The sequence below is a fragment of the Pediococcus inopinatus genome (assembly GCF_002982135.1).
Classification (GTDB): Bacteria; Bacillota; Bacilli; order Lactobacillales; family Lactobacillaceae; genus Pediococcus; species Pediococcus inopinatus.
This window is the reverse complement of sequence record NZ_CP019981.1, coordinates 982013-1001466: the sequence shown is the minus strand read 5'-3', so window position 1 is coordinate 1001466 and position 19454 is coordinate 982013. Positions and strand designations below refer to the sequence as shown.

Sequence of the window (19454 nt, the reverse complement as noted above, 5' to 3'; positions counted from 1 at the left end):
AGGAACGATTTTCGTCCATTCTGTTTTTATGAATTAGGAAGTGAAGTAGTGCTGAAATCAAAGTATAGTTGGCAAATGCCAAAAAATAAAATCGATTCAGAAAAAGTGACGGCGATTGCACAAGCTTGTGAGTTGAGTGAAGTTGCGGCAACTGTTCTAGTTGGTCGTGGTTATGATACGGTGGATAAAGCCACCCAATTTTTAAAAATGGATCCCGAAATGATTCACGATCCATTTTTATTACATGATATGCAAAAAGCGGTCGATCGCATCCAGGCTGCTATCGTAGCCGATGAAAAGATTGTGGTTTATGGTGATTATGATGCTGATGGGGTGACGAGTACAACGATTATGTTTGAAACCCTTAATGAGTTAGGGGCTAATGTCGATTACTTTGTGCCTGACCGTTTCAAAGATGGTTACGGGCCTAACATGGCTGAATATCAGGAATTTATTGATAACGGCGTTAATTTGATGATCACTGTTGATAACGGCGTGGCGGGTAATGAGCCCATTAATTACGCAGTAACCCATGGAATGGATGTGATTGTGACTGATCATCATGAAATGCCAGATGAGCTTCCAAATGCAACGGCCATTGTGCACCCTCGTTATCCAGGTAGTCATTATCCATTTTCTGATCTTTCTGGGGTTGGGGTGGCTTTTAAAGTAGCTTCAGCGCTGTTGGATGAAGTGCCGGAAGAATTCTTAGATTTGGTCGCCATTGGCACAATTGGAGATCTAGTTTCCTTAACAGATGAAAATCGGTTCTTGGTTACGAGTGGGTTAAAGCTCATGAGCGAGGGGCAACGAGTTGGTCTTAATGCGTTGTTAAAAGTGTGCGGATTAGACGGGCATGAAATTAACGAACAAGATATTGGATTTACGGTTGCACCACGTTTGAACGCCGTTGGACGAATTGGAAATGCTGGGGAAGCAGTGGAGTTATTAACCACTTTTGATGAGGATAAAGCTGATCAGATTGCCAAGCATATCGATTCTGTCAATGAACAACGAAAACAGTTAGTTGCGGATATTTATGATGAAGCAATCATGCAGGCGCAGACACCTGAGAATGCCGCGAAAAAAACTTTGGTTATAACGGGCACTGGTTGGCATCAGGGCGTTTTAGGAATTGTTGCTAGTCGACTTGTTGAAACGACCGGGAAACCAACCATCGTCCTTAGTGCTGCTGAAACAGAGCCCAATTTAAAAGGGTCTGGACGAAGTGTTGAGGCTCTAAATTTGTTTGAGGCTTTGAATAGCCAACGCGATTTGTATGTAAACTTTGGTGGGCATCATATGGCAGTTGGATTAACCATTGCCAAAACTAATGTTGAGACACTTAGACAGCTGTTGGAATCAGCCGCCGAGGCCAATCATTTGAATCTCAATCAAGTTACGCCCTTACAAATTGATGGACGGCTTAAGGTTGATCAGATTAGTTTAAAAGTTATTCAAGATTTACAACATCTAGGACCGTTCGGGACGGACAATCCAATGCCGGAATTTGAGATTGATCCAAAACAAGTTACGGACGCTAAACAAATCGGGGCGGATAAAAGCCATTTGAAATTTCAATTGGTTGGTGAAAAACAACAAATCGACACCATCGCTTTTCAGCAGGGTGCATTGTTACCTTATTTACAGGCTGTTCCGGATCATATCAAAGTAGTGGGAACATTAGAGTCTAATACTTGGCGAAATCAAACCAAACCACAAGTGATGGTCAAAGATTTGATAATTGATGCTATTCCAGTTATTGACAAACGAACAACGCATCTTAGTGTTCAATTGTTTTCTGAGCCAGCAACTTACGTATTTTTTCATGAAGCCACCTATAAACGGGTCAAACCGTATTTGGCAGATAATGTAAAATCGGTTGTTTTAGATGCAAATAAACCTGACGAGACTTTGCTGACGGGCAATGTGACCTTGGTGGATTGTCCTGATTCGATTTCCGCATTCACCAATTGGTTGAACGAACAGGAACCGGACACACTGACGGTGTACTTTTATCAGCGGAATAACGCTTATCTGGACGGGATGCCAAGTCGCGAGCAAAGCGGTAAGGTATTTAAATTTTTCGCCAATCATCCGGTTATTGATTTAAAAACTCAGTTACCGGCCGTAGTTAAATATCTGCATATCGCGCAAAGTTTATTAGTTTTTCTAATTGAGGTGTTTTCTGAGCTAGAATTTGTTAAAATAGAAACCGGTCGTGTTTCCTTTATTCAGAATCCAGAACCCCATAAATTGAGTGAAGCACCAGCTTACAGCTTAAGAGAACAACAAATAAAAACACAAGAAAAATTATTATACAGTAAATCTGCTACTCTGAAAATTTGGATTCAAGAGCAGTTAGCGGATAAAAATGAAGGAGTTGCTGATTAAATGGCATTAGATTTACATGATTACGTTGCAAGTATTCCTGACTATCCAGAAAAAGGCGTTATTTTTCGTGATATTTCTCCTTTAATGGGTGATGGAAATGCTTATAAGGAAGCGACAAACCAGATTGTGGATTATGCTCGAAACAAGGGCGTTGAAATGATTGTTGGACCAGAAGCACGGGGATTCATCGTTGGATGCCCAGTTGCTTACGAATTGGGGATTGGCTTTGCACCAGCTCGTAAAAAAGGGAAGCTGCCTCGTGAAACAATCAAAGCAACTTATGACTTGGAATACGGTACTTCTTCACTTTATCTGCATAAAGATGCTGTAAAACCAGGACAAAGAGTTTTGGTGACTGATGATTTACTAGCAACAGGTGGCACTATTTCGGCTACGATCGACTTAGTTGAAGAACTTGGCGGGATTGTAGTTGGAACAGCGTTTATCATCGAATTAAAAGATATGCATGGTCGCGATAAGATTAAAGACTATGATATGCTTTCATTAATGCAATATTAAGTAATCAAAAAGCGTGAACAAATTTAACTTTGTTCGCGCTTTTTGATTACTCATTATTATGCTGTTCATGCCATTTCTTTATATATTCAAGGCGTTGTTTAAATCGTTTTTCGTTGCCTTCTTCAGTAGGTAAGTAGTATTCGTGTCCTTCTAAATCTGGGTCTCTGTCAAACTGTATTGGTAGAGATTTTTGAAGGCATGTTCACTTCGGTGAATGTGCTTTTTGTTTACTCATGAATTAAACTGATACGAATGAAGAAGTTATGAATATTTCGAAAACCAAAACAGCTACGCTTTAATACCTTGATTTTACGATTAAGTCCTTCAATAGGACCGTTAGAATACGGATAACGACAACTGTTGAGCACTGCTGAGCCGTTCTTAACGAAGGTTGAAATGGTGACGTCCATTTGATTACCAGCTACTTGGTAGTTGGTAATCAAATTTTTAAATTCCGTGGCATCCTTTTGGTGAATAGCGGTTAGAATGCCTTGATAAGTTTGATACACAGTTTTGAATTCTGGAAATTCATCTAAGGCAAGGTCGATGGCGTTCTGTTGGGTCATATACTCGTTAATGCCTCGTAAATAGATAAGCTTAGTGTCATTGATTTTCTCTTCTGCCAAATGAAATAAACGCCATTGAGATTTAAGGATGCGGTAAATGCGTGAATGCTTATCTTGAAAAGTACGGATAATACATGTACGTTCATTGTCTAGTGCACGACCAGCAAGCTGAATAATGTGGAAACGGTCAATAATCGTGACAGCATTCGGGAATAAACGATGAATAAAGCTAGCATATTCGGCGTTCATATCAATAGTAATTGTTTGAACTTTCGCACGTTCTTGAACTGAATAACGAGCTTCAAAGTAATCAATGATATCCTTACTGAGACGATCTTTGAGGGTCACAATGCGGCGATGACTAACGGCATCGCAACAGTTAAAGGACATTAGATGATTACAGGAACGAAATTCATCGAAACAAAGATTTGGCGGAAGTTGCTTAACACGGTAAGCCAAGTGAATATTTGCATTTAAAATACGTTGAACACTACTTGGTGAAATGCCACAAATTTTAGCGATTTCTTTACTGGTCAGCATGTCACGAGCTAGCACAATGACCTGATGTTTAACATTGTGGGTAAAAGTTTCATTACGTCTAACGAGGTTAGTTTTAGCTCCACAGGTTTTTAAACAATGTTGGCATTGATATCTTTGTCGTCTTAGCTGCATTTCATAACGTCCGCCTGATAAGGTTCCCAACCTTAGATGACTAACGTGGGTACCGTTTTTAATTAGACTTTTATGGCCACAATGGGGACATTTCACAAGCTGATAAGAAAGGTTGGCGTGAACGACATGAATTCGTTGTCCATTCGGGCAACGTTTCTTGGTAACACCAGTTACGGTTATATTTGGGTCTGTCATTTCAAACAAGCTTAAGATAGAATTAGTTAGGGACATCTGTTTTTCCTCTTTTCGATTTTGTTTGGCGATTAAATCGTAGCACAAAGAGGACAGATGTCCTTTTAATTTTCAAAATAAAAACTGGTATCAGTTATTCACCAATACCAGAAAGTGTAGACCCCTAAATCTGGGGGCATGGTTTTCATGTCGGTTAATTTATCTTTTTTCGAATGAGCGTATTGGTAATCTTTGCCATAACCGAGATCGCCCATGAGTTTAGTAGGAGCATTTCTAATTTGGAGTGGGACAGGTTCGTTACCCTTTTTCTTGACGTCTTTTTTTGCATTTAAACGCGCTTTATAAACGGCGTTGGATTTCGGTGCCAGTGATAAATAGATAACGGCTTCCGTTAAATGGACATCGCATTCTGGCATTCCTAAGAATTGACAGGCTTGAAAAACGTTAATCGTCAATTCAAGCGCCTTGGTGTCAGCCACGCCGATGTCTTCACTGGCAAAACGTACCAGTCTGCGAGCAATATACAAAGGATCTTCGCCACCATCTAACATCCGAGATAACCAATAAATCGCGGCATTAACATCACTATTGCGCATGGATTTATGCAATGCCGAAATTATATTGTAGTGTTCTTCGCCGTGTTTATCATAGCGTAGAGACTTGGTGTTAATAAATTGATTCAAATTAGTTTCTGTAATTGTAACCAGATTATCTTTATGATCGGCATTTAAGACGGCCATTTCGAGAGTGTTCAGCGCAATTCGTGCGTCGCCGTTCGCAAATTGAGAAATCAACGATAAGACATCATCAGAGATTTTAACTTGCCATTTTGGAAAGGCATTTGGATTATTGAGAGCTTTGTGTAAAAGCTCGACAATTTCGGTTGGTTGTAATTCTTTTAAAACAAAGACTTTGCAACGGGAAAGCAGCGCCGAATTGATTTCAAATGACGGATTTTCGGTTGTAGCGCCAATTAAAGTAATGCTGCCACGTTCAACAAAGGGCAGAAAAGCGTCCTGTTGGGCTTTATTAAAACGGTGAATTTCATCAACAAAGACAATTGTTTTTTCACCAAGTTCACGATTTTCCTCGGCTTCTTCCATGATCTTGCGAATGTCTTTGATGCCACTGGTTACCGCGCTAAAGGTAATAAAATGTGATTTAGTTTTATTGGCAATAATTTGTGCCAGAGTCGTTTTACCAACCCCAGGTGGTCCCCAGAAGATAATTGAGGGTAACTGATCTTGATCGATAATCTCACGTAGCACTTTTCCCTTAGCTAATAAATGAGTTTGTCCGGTAAACTCGTCAAGGGTTTGTGGACGGACGCGATTAGCTAAAGGACTGTTTTGGCTGTTTTCACTAGCAAATAGCGATTCTTGTTTCAAAATAAGCTCCTTTCACAAAAAAATTGGACTCCTTAATTTAAAGTTACCACCATTATGATGTTTAGACTAACTAAAACGCGTTAGATAATTTAACTGCCGAATAAAAACGCTTGCATTTTTAATAGCCGATGCTTAGAGTGTAGGTATCAAATGGAATTCTTGAAATGAGGTGTTGTATTTGCAGATTGAGATTAAACGAGACGTAACCTATGCACCAGATTTAACGTTGGATGAATATCGGCCAAAGATTGATAAGTTAAAAGGTCTTTTAATTATTATCCATGGTGGCGGTTGGTTTCGGGGCGACAAGGCTAAAGATGAAGATATATCTACATGGCTTGCACAACAGGGTTATTTGGTTGTCACGCCAAATTATCATTTAACACCAGAAGGATATTATCCGCAGCCCTTGGTTGATATGGATCACTTATATCAACAGGTCAAAAAGTATGCACCGAAGCTACCAGTTGCGGTGATCGGTTCATCCGTTGGTGGCAACATGGCGGTTGAAATGGGAATTAAATATCAGATTCCAGCTGTATCACTTTCTGGAATTCTTGATATCGAAGTGTGGTTGAATAATCATCAAGACGTAGTGCCAAAACAGGATCAAAAACAGAAGTTTACAACCGGAGCTAGCTCTACAATTAATCAGAGTGGTAAGGATGATAGCTTTTATAAATGGTTTATCCTTAATTATTTACATGATCCTAAACTAGCCAAAGAAGCGCCCCCTTATTATCGCGTTCAGGGTAAAACGGGACCGATGTTACTGATTAATTCCCTGGATGAATTTGTACCAGTTTCCGGGATTTTTGAATTAAGTAAACGGTTAGGACAGTATCAAACACCGGTAGAAATTTCCTTACTACCGGGGACGCACCACGCGAAAGGTTATCTAGACCAAGTAAAGCCAAACATTTTGTATTTTTTGACACGTTATTTAAAATTAAGGAGCGATGAAGATGACAAGTGAAGCAAGAAGAGATCCAGTTGCAGATAAATTGTTAACGCCTGAAAATTCAGCCTTTTTATTAATTGATTATCAACCAACCCAGATTAATTCGATTAATTCCATGAATCGCGCACAACTCATTAAAAATGTGGTGAACGTGATCGGATTAATGAACACATTTAAGATTCCGGTTATTTTATCAACGGTTAATGTAAAAAATGGCCGGAATAAAGATACCATTGCACCGATTAAAGATTTATTACCTGATGTACCGAGTTATGATCGCACCACAATTAATGCATGGGAAGATACAGAGTTTAAGGCAGCAGTCAAACAGACAGGGCGACATAACCTGATTATTGCCGCGTTATGGACGGAAGCGTGTTTAACATTTCCAACCTTAGATGCGTTAGATGAAGGCTACGATGTTTTTCCGGTGGTTGATTCTGTTGGTGGCACCTCGGTCATTGCCCATGAGGCAGCCTTACGGCGGGTCGAACAAGCAGGAGCTAAACCAACCAGCATTCCCCAATTGGCTTGCGAATTACAACGGGATTGGCAACGAACCGATACTGTCCCTGGTTTTACGAAAGAACTAGTCGATGCTGGCATCTTTTTACATTTATAGACTAAAAATGGATCTCCACTAAAAGATGGCGATCCATTTTGCGATTTAAATTAACTTTTTTTAGGTTGTTTCTTTATTGCTTGCCGAGATGCGTAACCAACGACAAAAATATCAATGAAAATTGCGTACATCATGGCCGGTGGGTAAACGGTTAGGGTGATTAGAAGACCAATGAGTTTGATCACGACATCTAAAATAATTGAGGTATTTGGTAACGCATATAGCCAGCCAAAGTGGACTGAAGGGTTAACTTGTTTTAAAGAATGGGAGATAGCCATGTTACTAAACGAAACGCCTAAAACGACCAGGCCATAAAAAGTTTGTGCAGTCACATTATTAAAATTTGTGGCTACCAAACTGGTCGTGTATGGAAATAGTGATGCAATAAATAACATGAGTAATGAATAAGACACAGTTGCGTTGGAAACCTTTGTAATTGAGTGCCAGTTATTATGATGGGTAGTCCACATTAAACCTAGCCAAAAAAACGAAAGCGTATAAGCAAAAAAGTTAGCGCGCAAATCCCATAATACAGCTAAATTAACTGTTTTAGGTTTTTCTAGTTCCAAAACTAGGATCGTCATAATAATGGCGAGAACGGCGTCAGTGAAGGCTGCTAAACGTTCTTTGTTCAAAATAATTCCTTCTTTCTATTCAGTTTTTTAGTATAGCATGTTTTTGAAAATAATTGATTTAAAAAAATGCTTGCCTTGGAGTCCACACCAGGGTTTATCATAGGTCTTGTAAATATGAAAGGAAGTTTTTAATGATGACAGTTCCAACTTTTAAATTAAATAATGGTATTGAGATGCCTGCAGTCGGATTTGGTGTTTTCCAAATTGAAAATGGTGGCACAAAACAAGCAGTTTTAAACGCAATTGATGCAGGGTATCGATTGCTTGATACAGCTCAAGCATACGGGAACGAAGCTGAAGTTGGGGAAGCAATCAAAGAGACTAGTGTTGATCGTAATGACTTGTTTATTACAACAAAAGTCTGGGTTAGCTCAACTGGCTACGACGCAACGAAGCAAGCATTTCAAGAATCTTTGGACAAACTTCAATTAGATTATCTTGATTTGTATCTTATTCATCAACCTTATGGAGACGTGTATGGCTCATGGAGAGCAATGGAAGATTTGCAAAAAGAAGGAAAAGTTCGCGCAATCGGAATTTCAAATTTCAGTGCAGACCGTTTTGTCGATTTGAATTTGCATAATACTGTGACACCTGCAGTTAATCAAATTGAACTTAATCCATGGAATCAACAAAAAAATGAAATGACATGGCATGAAAAATTAGGTATTCAGCCAGAAGCTTGGGCACCATTTGCAGAGGGACGACACAATTTATTTACGAATGAAGTCTTAGAAAAAATTGGATCTGATCATAATAAAGGTGTAGGTCAAGTTGTTTTACGGTGGCTATATCAACGTGGCATTGTTAGTCTGGCCAAATCGGTTCATAAAAACCGAATGGAAGAAAATATTAATATCTTTGATTTTGAATTAAGTGATCCGGAAATGAAACAAATTGCGGCATTAGATATGAAGGAGTCGGCTTTCTTTGATCATCGTGATCCAGAGCAAGTCAATCGACTGGGCGGCGGTCAATAGACTTAGTTTGAGTAGAAAGAAGTATATGACATGGCAAAAGAGTTAATTATCTATTTTTCACTATCGGGAACTACAAAGAAAGCTGCATTAAACTTACAAAAAAAGTTGAACGCAGATATTTATCAGTTACAAGCAAAAAAAACTTATCCAAGCGATTATGATGGGATTGTAGCCGTTGCTCAAAATGAAAAAGATAAGCAAGTTCATCCGGAATTGAAAAAACCGCTCCCAGATTTAACACGTTATGATAAAGTTTATGTGGGATATCCCACATGGTGGTCACAACCACCAATGATCATTCACAGTTTATTTGATCAAGTTGATTTTGCAGGTAAAAAAGTCGTGGCTTTTGCAACTAGTGCCTCGACGCCTTTAACAGATACGCTTGAAACATTTTCAGATCTTGCAGAAAATGCGGGAGCTATCTTATTCGAAAAATAGAAAAACGGTGTTAAATTCCGAAAGAGATTTAGCGCCGTTTTAATGTTTGAGAGAAAAATTTATTTTTTCCTTGCCTTGAAGTGAGGACCAAGGTTTAGAATAATAAAGTAAGTAAAAGATAAACATGAAAAAGAGGTTGAATCAAATGAACATAAACGGCGTCAGTAAAAAGTTTGAGTTAACAAAAGACACACTCCGCTACTGGGAACGGCTTGGACTGTTACCGGAAATTAAACGGAATGAAAGTGGCTATCGTGAATATAGTGAACACGATATGAACTGGGTTTTCTATATTAAAGCTTTGCGAAAGGCAGGGATGTCAATTGAAGCGCTGATCGAATTTGTAAAATTATATCGTGAAGGCAGTCAAACGGAACAAACTCGTAAATCATTATTGATGGATCAACGCCAGGAATTGAAAGAGAAACGCGCCGAAATCGACAAAACAATCAAATATTTAGACTATAAAATTGTTAATTTTGAAGATCATACCTTAAACTACGAAAAAGAAAAGTTGGCGTATGATGCAAAAGATTAAGTTGAATAAGGGATAAAAAAATAAAATGACCGTTAGTCATTGTTTTTAAGGCGTAAATGTTGTATACTTCTTTTTGAGGTGAGACCAGTGGGAAAAAGAGAAGATAATGCAATCGCAACTCGGCAAAGTTTGATTGAAGCAGCAGATCATTTAATTGTGCAAAAGGGTTATGAAAATATTTCCGTGGATGATATCGTGAAAACCAGCGGGATCGCTAAAGGCACTTTTTATAATTATTTTGAACGTAAAGAAGATTTGATCTTTGAATTAAGTAAAGAGCACTTTGCTAAGCTAAATACGCAAACCATTTTAAGCGAACAAGATGACCCAATCATTATTATAAAGAAATATTTAATTGATTTTATGTCCGTTATTTTTAATTCAAAAATCGAATTGGCTCGTCAGTGGGTACGCTACATTAGCTTTTCCGAGACGAATAGCAATAAATGGCAATTTGATGTTCAGTCTTTTGAACAGCTTTTGATGAAATTAATTGATGCAGATAAATTAAAGGTGAACACGCCGGTGCACCAACTCGCACAACTTTTTTTAACGGAAATGTATGGCGTTATTTTTACCTGGTGTATATCTCCTAAAACAGTTGATCCAATCGCGACTGTAAAACGGTTCTGTGATTTGCAACTAAGTGCTTTGTTACAGCCATACCTAATTAATGCGTAACGTGATCGTCACTATTTAATAAGTGACGATGTTTTTAAAAAAAAATATGACCGGTAGTCACATATGGAGGAACTACAAAATGCAAAACACCAAACGTTCTTTAATAAAATTATCTATCCTGCTGGTGTCGGTTGTGACGGCATCTGCACCGGCAATTAATGCTAACATCCCAGTTTTGGCAAAAGCATTTCCTAATGTCGCTTTGGCTCAAATTGAACTTCTCACAACCATTCCATCTTTATTCTTGCTAATTGCAATTCTATTGAGTAATTGGATTGCCAAACGAATTGGATTAAAACAAACTGTACTGGTTGGGGTTTTTATCACCGTTATTGCTGGGTTGTCCCCAGTGATAATCAATAGTTTTCTGCTCCTGATGATTTCACGGGCCGCATTTGGCTTTGGAATTGGCTTGTTTAATTCGTTACTAGTTAGTATTATTAGTTACTTTTTCAAGGGTAGCGAACGATCACAAACACTTGGTTTTCAAAGTACCTTTGAAGGTCTGGGGTGTTAGTCACATTTATTGCTGGCCAACTTGTAAGGTTTAATTGGCATATGTCATTTTGGGCATATTTAATCACGATCCCTGCATTAATAATGTTTGCTTTATTCGTACCTAAAATACCAAAAACAGAATTAACAACGGGCTCTAAAGTTAAAGGTTCAACAAAAAAATCAAAATTACCTAATGCAATTTTTGGCTACATGATCCTAACCTTTATTGTGATTACCTTTTATATGATTATGGGAATTAAAGTGCCAACCTTAATGGTTAATGCGGGATATGGAACAGCTACGTCTGCAAGTTACGTTATTTTAGGTCTGAGTTTAGGAGCAATGCTTGGTGGCATTCTCTTTGGACGCGTTTTTACCTGGTTGAAAGATTACATTTTAGTGGCTGCCTTTTTATCTCTAGGCTTAGCAATGTTTTTAATTGCCATTTCAAATACAACTTGGTTAACCGTTTTGGGCGGATTCTTGACTGGAATTGGTGCGCGTTTGTTTTTCCCATGGATTTTAAATGCTGTTAATTTAGGCGGGAGTGGAAACATAATGGCAACTTCATTAATCCTGATTGCTTACAATTTGGCCGGCTCTCTATCACCATATACCGCATTGCTAATTCAAAATGTTTTGCACATCGATAATATTCGAAACTTGTTTTGGATTAATATGATTGTTTTTGTCATATTAGCCGTTGTGATGAGTTTAGTGAATAAGCTTAAAAATGTGAGAACGACCGATTAGCGCGATTAGTCTGTAAAAGCATGAAACTTTAAGAGAGTTTGAACAAAGAATTTATTAGTTAAGAAGGTACGTAGAAGTCATGTTATTTCTAATGTTAAGTGTGGCTATGAGTCACGGCGATAAGATTGCAATTGTAACGGGCATCATTGTCTTAATGAGCTTGTTTTCTAATTTAATAATAAGCTTTATTAAATTCTGTTTTCAACATCCCTATATTTTTATATTAATGCTCCTATTTAGTGGATTAGGATTTTCTTTTAACCTTTTGTTAGGTTACTTATTGGCCTTTGCAGCGGTCATCATTGGGATTACGTTTTTTATGCGTGACATATTTTGAGAGAAAGTGCTTGCCTTGAAGTACAGACCATAGTTTACAGTGACTTTATTGAATAAGTTTAAAGGATAAAAAGAAAATGAAAAAGATTAAGTTAATAGCAGTGATCATGGGATGTCTAATCCTTGGAATTGGAGGAATTATAATTATGAATTTTAATAACGATTCAGTATCAAACAAAAATCAGCAGGCTAACTATAAAATTGCTGGCCAGTCAATTTCAGCACCACAACTCAGTAAAAACGACCGGGAATGGCAAAATGGATATGGCACAAGATCAGATGGTCAAGATACCAATAGTCAAAATAAGCCCACACGCAAAATTACAAAAACTGCTAAAAGTTTAATTATTTATTTTTCTCGGTCGGGTAGTACCGAATTGCTGGCTAGTAAAATTGCCAATCAAACCAATCCGGATATTTTAGAAATTGTCGTAAAGGATCCTTACGCCGGAAATTATCAAAAGACCCTTTCAAGAGCCAATTCAGAAAGAGAAAATCAAGATTATCCTGAACTTAACATGCAAGTTCCCGATTTAAAGCAATACGACACCATCTATTTGGGCTATCCGATCTGGGCGATGACTTTATCTCACCCAATGACAGCTTTTTTGAAAACATACGGGGGTCGCTTGACTGATAAAATCATTGCACCTTTTATGACTGAAGGCGGTTATGGTCAAGGAGATAGCGTCCAGCGAGTTCGAGAAATTATCCGTGAACAAGGTGGCGAGCGCGATACCTTTACGAAGGCTTTAGTAGTTGACGGTAATAAAGTTGATCAGGCTGATAAGCGAGTGACCCAGTGGGTGAGCCAGGTTCACGCAGATAATAATTGATTTAAAAAAAGGCTTGCCATGGAGTGCAGACGAAGGTTTAAGCTTCGAGATGAAGTAATCGAAAAGGGATGGAAGAAATGAAAAAAAGACTATTGATTGTCATTGGAGTTATTGTAATTATCTTGGCTGGTGGATTTACGGTCTTTCGTTTTCAGCATAAATCGACAGGTATGAAAATAAGTCATACAACGGATATTGTCCAGAAGAAACAAACGAATTCTAAAAAGCGTTTAATTATCTATTTCTCACTGTCTGGTTCAACTGAGGAAGCGGCTAAGCAAATTAAGGCAGACACCGGAGCAGATATTATCCGGCTTCAGCCTCAAAAAGCTTACCCTAGTGGCTATGATGCTTATGTGAAAGTTGCCCAAAAACAGTTGGCTGATAAGATTCATCCAGCAATTCGAACTAAGATCACTAACTTGGATCAATACGACACAATCTTCGTTGGGTATCCCACCTGGTGGCATCAACCGCCAATGATTATCCATTCGTTGTTTGAGAAGTTTGATTTTTCTGGAAAAACAATCGTGCCATTTACGACAAGTATGAGTGATCCAGTTAGTCGTTCAATGCCTGATATGCGGAAACTTGCAAAAGGGGATAACGCAAAAATTATCAATGGTTTTCGCTATGATGATAATAAAAAAGCATTAGCTAAGTTTTTAAATGAAAATGATCTGAATTAGGAAAGGTGGACTTATGAATATTATTTTAATGTTACTACCGGCAGTTGCATGGGGAATTCTACCATTAGCTGTTGAACGTATAAATGGCCGACCGGTTAATCAAATTTTTGGTACAGCAGTTGGCACCCTTTTAGTTAGTTTTATTGTCTACGCGGTTATTCATCCAACAATTTCTTTAGCAAGCTTTATTCTGGCAGCTTTTGCCGGTGGTTTTTGGATTATTGGTCAATTGGGACAATATACCGCTTATCATGAAATTGGTGTTTCTCAGACAATGCCAATTTCTACAGGTCTACAGCTAATTGGGACTTCGTTAATTGGGGTATTTTTGTTTGGTGAATGGGCATCAAGTAATGCCAAAATATTTGGTGTAATTGGTATTTTACTTTTAATTATTGGCATTTCACTAACGGCTGTTCATGATAGAAAAATGCAACAGAGCAAAAATAGCAGTCAAACGAAAACTCTAATTATGTTGTTTCTGACAACGTTTGGATTTCTGGTTTATAACGCAATTCCAAAAGCCATGGCTACGTCAGGATTAGCTATTTTCTTGCCTGAATCTGTTGGGATGGTCATTGCGGTACTGATTTATATTTCCGCAACCCATCAACCTAAAGTGTTACGTGAAAAAGCAAGCTGGCAAAGTCTGCTTGCAGGAATAATCTTTTCATTTGCTGCAATCACGTACATATTGTCGGTCCGTGATAACGGAGTGAACTCAGCATTTGTGGTCTCTCAACTTTCTGTCGTGATCTCCACGATTGGCGGGATGGTATTTCTACATGAAAAGAAGAGTCATCGTGAGTTAAGCTTCACATTAATTGGGTTATTTTTGATTGTAATTGGGGCAATTACGACAACTATTATTTAAGGAGGAAATTCATTATGTACACAGATTTATATGGAAAAGTAGCAGTTATTACCGGGGGTTCAAAAGGGATTGGCAATGTAATTGCTAATCGTTTTGGGCAAGAACACATGTCTGTTGTGATCAATTACAATAGTGACCAAGTTGGTGCTCAAACAGCTGCCGATAAAGTGACAAAAAATGGCGGTAAGGCGGTTATTGTGCAAGCAAATGTCTCAACGGAAAAAGGAAATCATGACTTACTTCAAGCAGCACTAGATAACTTTGGTGATTTAGATGTTTGGGTAAATAACGCAGGGATGGAAATTAAATCACCAACCCATGAATTATCATTGGATGACTGGAATAAAGTAGTTTCCATCGATCAAACGGGAGTTTTCTAGGGTTCTAAAACAGCTTTGGCTTATTTTAAAGCTCATAGTAAAAAAGGAAATATTATCAATATGTCTTCTGTTCATGAACAGATCCCTTGGCCAACTTTTGCAAGTTATGCAGCTGCTAAGGGTGGCGTAAAACTATTCACGCAAACCATTGCTATGGAATATGCCAAAGAGGGTGTTCGTGTAAATGCAATTGGACCTGGTGCGATTAATACACCCATTAACGCTAAAAAATTTGCTGATCAAGCACAGTATGATCAGACAGTTTCTATGGTTCCCATGAATCGGATTGGCACACCTGAAGAGGTCGCAGCTGGCGCCGCATGGTTAGCCTCAGATGAATCGAGTTATGTAACTGGCATTACGCTGTTTATTGACGGTGGAATGACGTTGTATCCTGCGTTTAAAGATGGTCAAGGATAGGCGATAATTCGAAACTTAACTTATTGAAGGGTGATAATTTTGCAAAAAAGAAATCTTGGTAGTATGCAGGTTGATGCGCTGGGTTTAGGTTGCATGGGAATGAATTTTGCCTATGGAAATCCGCCTGATCAACAAGAAATGATTAAGCTTTTGCAAGCATCGGTTGAAATGGGTGAAACATTTTTCGATACGGCAGAAGTCTATGGACCGTTCACCAATGAAAGTCTGTTAGGAAAAGCGTTGGCCCCGTATAAAGATAAGGTCACAATTTCCACGAAGTGCGGGATTCGAATTGAAAATGGTAAACAGGTTGTAGATGCTAATCTAGACGGGATTCGTCAATCTGTAGAAGGATCACTTAAGCGTTTAAACGTAGATGCCATTGACTTGTATTATCTTCACCGTGTTGATCCGAAAATTCCCATTGAAGATGTGGCTTATACAATGGGACAACTAAAAAAAGCCGGGAAAATTAAGCATTGGGGATTGTCCGAAGCTGGAATTGAAACAAGCAAAAAAGCTAATGCAGTCGAGCCTTTAACAGCAGTTGAAAGTGAATACTCATTGTGGACCAGAGAACCAGAAAATGAATTGTTGCCGCTATTGGAAAAATTAGGGATCGGTTTTATGCCATTTAGTCCTTTAGGAAAAGGTTTCTTAACGGGAAAAATTAATACGAATACAACCTTTGCCAAAAATGATGGCCGAAGTAAATTACCCCGATTTACTAAAGAGGCGCTTGAAGCAAATCAAAAATTATTAGACCTTATAAAAGAATTTGCCATTAAAAAACAAGCAACCCCTGCACAAATCGCTTTGGCCTGGTTATTGGCACAGAAGCCTTGGATCGTTCCAATTCCGGGAACAACCAAATTAACAAGATTACAAGAAAATTTGGGTGCTTTAAATGTGGCATTCTCTTCTGAAGAATTAGCCCGCATTGATCAATTGTCTAAAAATATTAAAATTGTGGGTAATCGCTATACACCAGAATTGGCTAAACGGGCCGGATTGTAAAACTAATTATCAGTATGATTTACATTGAAGTACGGACGAAGGTTTAGACTTTGGTTGTTAAAGAATTTTAAATAAATATATGTAATGAAGGAGAAAATTATTGTGAGTGAAGAAAGTAAAGTAGTTGTTATTACAGGAGCTTCCAGCGGAATTGGCGAAGCAACAGCCAAACTACTAGCAGCAAAGGGGAATAAATTAGTTATTGCCGCTCGTCGTGAAAAGAAGTTACAAGAAATTGTTGCAGATATTGAAAAAGAGAATGGACAGGCTGTTTATGCTGTTACAGATGTAACTGATCTTGATTCAGTAAAAGCCCTTGCTCAGTTAGCATTAGATAAATTTGGCAGGATTGACGTTTGGATGAATAATGCGGGTTTAATGCCTCATTCTGAGTTTATTAAGGGCCGTGTGGAAGATTGGAATCGCATGATTGATGTTAATCTTCGTGGTGTTTTATATGGAATTAATGCCGCTTTACCAGCTATGCGTGATCAAAAGGCAGGTCAATTTATTAATGTAGCTTCCGTTGCGGCCCATGCCGTTCATTCTGGTGGTGGTGTTTATAGTGCCACAAAGGCTGGTGTTTGGATGATTAGTGAAGCACTTCGTCAAGAGGAAGCAGCTGCTGGGAGTAATGTCCGTGTGACGGTTATTTCACCTGGTGCGATTGCAACCGAATTGGTCGATCATGTCACCGATGCTGATCAGAAAAAAGCGATGGATTCATATTATGATCAATTTGCAATTACGCCCGATCGGATCGCGACAACGATTGCAACGGCGATTGATTTACCTAGTGATACCGCAATCAATGAAATTGTTGTGCGGCCTTCACGGCAAGGATAATAAATATAAAAGTCTGTAAATGTAAAGGCTTGCATTAAAGTGTACTTCAGGGTATATGATAAAAGCGAATTTAAAAAATGGAGGAATTAACTATGAAATTATTAATTGCAGCAGCAAATGGTCAAATTGCCCGAATTGTTGAGGATCGTATTTTAAACGAATCGACGTTTGATGATGTTGAATTGACTTTATTATTACGTAACAGTCAACGGTTGAGCAATTTGGCTAAAGATAACCGCGTTACAGTTGTAGAAGGAAGTTTGGACAATGAGAGTGTTCTAAACAAAGCGGTTGCTGGCCAGGATATGGTATTTGTAGCCGTTGTGGATCATACTTCTAACAATGCATGGACAAAAAATGTGATCACAGCGATGAAAGAAAACGGTGTTCAGCGAGTTATTTTCACAAATATCTTAGGCTTGTATGATGAAGTACCTGGTGAATTTGGCCGTTGGAACAAACAAAGTGTCATGAGTGGGTTACAAGCTGCCATTAATTCTGACAAATTACTTGAGGAGTCTGGTTTAGATTACACAACTTTAAGGCTCCCATGGTTAAATGATCGTGATGAAGTTAAGTACGTGCTTACCCATAGAAATGATCAATACAATGGTGTGTCCGGTTCACGTCAAAGTATTGCGGACGTTGTTTTAAAGATTGTGGCCGATCCTACTGTTGGTTCAAAGGATAGCTTGGGAATTGCTGATCCCGCAACTCAAGGTGAAGATCGTCCCGTATATTAAAAATAAAATTAGTCAAGAATATTTATAGAGGTGTTTTTTAATGGCATATGCAACAATTAATCCTTATACAAATGAGGTTGTTAAAGAGTACCCTAACGCCACAACTGGTGAAATTCAGGATGCTCTTGAAAAAGGGAATAGTTTATTTAAGCAAATGGAAAAAGAGCCACCGATTCAACGTGCAGCCCAATTGCATGACATTGCCGATCGTTTCCGGAAAAATCGGGATCAATTAGCCAAAGCAATGGTTACCGATATGGGCAAACTATATCGAGAAGCACAGGGTGAAGCCGAACTTTGTGCGCTGATTGCAGATTATTTTGCTGATCATGGGGCAGATTTATTAGCTCCTACCAAGATTGAGACAGTTGCGACTGGTGATGCGCAGATTCAAAAGCATCCCTTAGGAATTTTAATGATGGTTGAACCATGGAATTTTCCGATGTATCAAATTATGCGTGTTTTTGCGCCTAACTTTATGGTGGGAAATCCTATGATTTTGAAACACGCTTCTAATACACCAGGATCTGCGGTTGCGTTTGAAGATATTATCAAGGCCTCTTCGGCTCCTGATGCAAGTTTGCAAAATCTATTTTTAAGTTATGATCAAGTTTCTGAAATTATTGCTGATTCACGTGTCCAAGGGGTGGCGCTCACGGGTTCTGAACGTGGTGGCCGCAGTGTTGCTAAAGCGGCTGGTGAGAATCTAAAGAAAAATACGATGGAGCTTGGTGGAACCGATGCTTTCGTTGTTTTGGATGATGCAGATATTGAAAGTGTAGCTAATATTGCTTGGCGGGCTCGACTATATAATGCGGGACAAGTTTGCACGTCATCGAAACGTTTTATTGTGGCAGCTAACGTATATGACCAATTTTTAGCGAAACTTAAGGAAAATTTTGCCAATGCAAAGCCTGGTGATCCTATGGATAGTCAAACTACTTTGGCACCGATGAATTCTAAGCGAGCTAAAGAAAAATTGCAGGCCCAAGTTGATGAAGCAATCGCAAAAGGGGCAACCTTGTATTATGGCAATGAAAAAATCGATTTACCTGGTCAATTTTTCCAACCAACGATTTTAACAGATATTCATAAGGATAATCCGGCTTATGCAGAAGAAATGTTTGGCCCGGTTGCCCAAGTTTATAAAGTTAATAGTGAACAAGAAGCAATTGATTTGGCTAATGATTCTGACTTAGGTTTAGGGGGCATTGTTTTCAGTGGCGATCCTAAACGGGGGACAAAAGTTGCCAGTCAAATTGAGACTGGAATGGTGTTTGTCAATAACTTTATGACTTCATTACCTGATTTACCATTTGGTGGTGTGAAAAATTCTGGTTATGGTCGTGAAATGAGTAATTTAGGATTGAATGCTTTTGTAAATGAGCAACTTATTGTGACTGCTAATAAGCCAGATATGACTAATTTGGCAGGCGGTTTGGTTGCAACAGATCCTGAATAGCTAATCTAATA

At 38.6% G+C, this 19454-nt stretch carries 20 protein-coding genes and 1 pseudogene; 18 read left to right on the top strand and 3 right to left on the bottom strand.

All coding sequences use genetic code 11. From position 1 onward, the window contains the following. The first annotated feature begins 75 nt into the window (after nt 1–75). The gene (gene recJ, locus PI20285_RS05100; protein WP_158694976.1) at nt 76–2394 is read left to right on the top strand and encodes a single-stranded-DNA-specific exonuclease RecJ; all 2319 of its coding nucleotides are present in this window, start codon (nt 76–78) and stop codon (nt 2392–2394) included. Next, nucleotides 2395–2913 carry an adenine phosphoribosyltransferase gene (locus PI20285_RS05095; RefSeq protein ID WP_057773638.1) on the top strand — a complete coding sequence of 173 codons (519 nt, stop codon included), beginning with the start codon at nt 2395–2397 and terminating at the stop codon, nt 2911–2913. 227 nt (nt 2914–3140) lie between these two features. Here the strand turns inward: PI20285_RS05095 and PI20285_RS05090 are convergent, their stop codons facing one another. Both PI20285_RS05090 and PI20285_RS05085 read right to left on the bottom strand, forming a co-directional pair. Then, entirely contained in the window at nt 3141–4430 is a 1290-nt protein-coding gene (locus PI20285_RS05090) for an ISL3 family transposase (RefSeq protein WP_245080610.1), read from the bottom strand. Between the two features lie 50 nt (nt 4431–4480). Next, on the bottom strand, nt 4481–5731 hold the full coding sequence (locus tag PI20285_RS05085; protein ID WP_057774583.1) for a replication-associated recombination protein A: 1251 nt from the start codon (nt 5729–5731) through the stop codon (nt 4481–4483). Between the two features lie 178 nt (nt 5732–5909). Here PI20285_RS05085 and PI20285_RS05080 point away from each other — a divergent pair, with 178 nt between their 5' ends. Together PI20285_RS05080 and PI20285_RS05075 are read left to right on the top strand one after the other, a co-directional pair. After that, nucleotides 5910–6707 carry an alpha/beta hydrolase gene (locus PI20285_RS05080; protein ID WP_057774581.1) on the top strand — a complete coding sequence of 266 codons (798 nt, stop codon included), beginning with the start codon at nt 5910–5912 and terminating at the stop codon, nt 6705–6707. Continuing rightward, entirely contained in the window at nt 6697–7314 is a 618-nt protein-coding gene (locus PI20285_RS05075) for a hydrolase (RefSeq protein ID WP_057774579.1), read from the top strand. Before PI20285_RS05080 ends, PI20285_RS05075 begins: the two co-directional genes overlap by 11 nt. Before the next feature lie 50 nt (nt 7315–7364). Here PI20285_RS05075 and PI20285_RS05070 read toward each other — a convergent pair whose 3' ends face one another. Continuing rightward, nucleotides 7365–7949: a TMEM175 family protein gene (locus tag PI20285_RS05070; protein WP_057774576.1), complete on the bottom strand. Its 585-nt coding sequence runs from the start codon at nt 7947–7949 to the stop codon at nt 7365–7367. Nucleotides 7950–8080: 131 nt separating this feature from the next. Between PI20285_RS05070 and PI20285_RS05065 the strand changes: the two genes are divergently transcribed. The 14 genes and pseudogenes from PI20285_RS05065 (at nt 8081) to PI20285_RS04995 (ending at nt 19443) form a co-directional block, all read left to right on the top strand. Then, the gene (locus PI20285_RS05065) at nt 8081–8929 is read left to right on the top strand and encodes an aldo/keto reductase (protein ID WP_236698836.1); all 849 of its coding nucleotides are present in this window, start codon (nt 8081–8083) and stop codon (nt 8927–8929) included. A gap of 30 nt (nt 8930–8959) precedes the next feature. Continuing rightward, nucleotides 8960–9370, top strand: a complete 411-nt coding sequence (locus PI20285_RS05060) for a flavodoxin (RefSeq protein ID WP_057774573.1) — start codon at nt 8960–8962, stop codon at nt 9368–9370. Nucleotides 9371–9515: 145 nt separating this feature from the next. Continuing rightward, nucleotides 9516–9908, top strand: a complete 393-nt coding sequence (locus tag PI20285_RS05055; protein ID WP_105782195.1) for a MerR family transcriptional regulator — start codon at nt 9516–9518, stop codon at nt 9906–9908. A gap of 87 nt (nt 9909–9995) precedes the next feature. Further along, a complete protein-coding gene (locus PI20285_RS05050; protein ID WP_057774567.1) occupies nt 9996–10589 on the top strand; it encodes a TetR/AcrR family transcriptional regulator in 594 nt (197 codons plus the stop codon). A 79-nt stretch (nt 10590–10668) separates the two neighbouring features. Continuing rightward, nucleotides 10669–11106: an MFS transporter gene (locus tag PI20285_RS05045; RefSeq protein ID WP_057774564.1), complete on the top strand. Its 438-nt coding sequence runs from the start codon at nt 10669–10671 to the stop codon at nt 11104–11106. Continuing rightward, nucleotides 11100–11840 (top strand): MFS transporter, encoded by a 741-nt coding sequence (locus PI20285_RS05040; protein ID WP_057774562.1) that lies wholly within the window; start codon nt 11100–11102, stop codon nt 11838–11840. The genes PI20285_RS05045 and PI20285_RS05040 overlap by 7 nt, the downstream gene beginning before the upstream one ends. A gap of 482 nt (nt 11841–12322) precedes the next feature. Beyond that, nucleotides 12323–13012 carry a flavodoxin family protein gene (locus tag PI20285_RS05030; protein ID WP_082623306.1) on the top strand — a complete coding sequence of 230 codons (690 nt, stop codon included), beginning with the start codon at nt 12323–12325 and terminating at the stop codon, nt 13010–13012. Nucleotides 13013–13089: 77 nt separating this feature from the next. Beyond that, nucleotides 13090–13701 carry a flavodoxin gene (locus PI20285_RS05025; protein ID WP_231908597.1) on the top strand — a complete coding sequence of 204 codons (612 nt, stop codon included), beginning with the start codon at nt 13090–13092 and terminating at the stop codon, nt 13699–13701. Nucleotides 13702–13714: 13 nt separating this feature from the next. Beyond that, entirely contained in the window at nt 13715–14575 is an 861-nt protein-coding gene (locus PI20285_RS05020; protein ID WP_057774556.1) for a GRP family sugar transporter, read from the top strand. 14 nt (nt 14576–14589) lie between these two features. After that, nucleotides 14590–15375, top strand: a pseudogene (locus PI20285_RS05015) (glucose-1-dehydrogenase). A 30-nt stretch (nt 15376–15405) separates the two neighbouring features. Then, the gene (locus tag PI20285_RS05010) at nt 15406–16392 is read left to right on the top strand and encodes an aldo/keto reductase (RefSeq protein ID WP_338107467.1); all 987 of its coding nucleotides are present in this window, start codon (nt 15406–15408) and stop codon (nt 16390–16392) included. A 102-nt stretch (nt 16393–16494) separates the two neighbouring features. Continuing rightward, on the top strand, nt 16495–17238 hold the full coding sequence (locus PI20285_RS05005; protein ID WP_057774550.1) for an SDR family oxidoreductase: 744 nt from the start codon (nt 16495–16497) through the stop codon (nt 17236–17238). Nucleotides 17239–17330: 92 nt separating this feature from the next. Beyond that, a complete protein-coding gene (locus PI20285_RS05000) occupies nt 17331–17981 on the top strand; it encodes an NAD(P)H-binding protein (RefSeq protein WP_057774548.1) in 651 nt (216 codons plus the stop codon). A 40-nt stretch (nt 17982–18021) separates the two neighbouring features. Continuing rightward, nucleotides 18022–19443, top strand: coding sequence for an NAD-dependent succinate-semialdehyde dehydrogenase (locus PI20285_RS04995; RefSeq protein ID WP_057774545.1), 1422 nt, complete (start codon nt 18022–18024; stop codon nt 19441–19443). Nucleotides 19444–19454 lie beyond the last annotated feature (11 nt).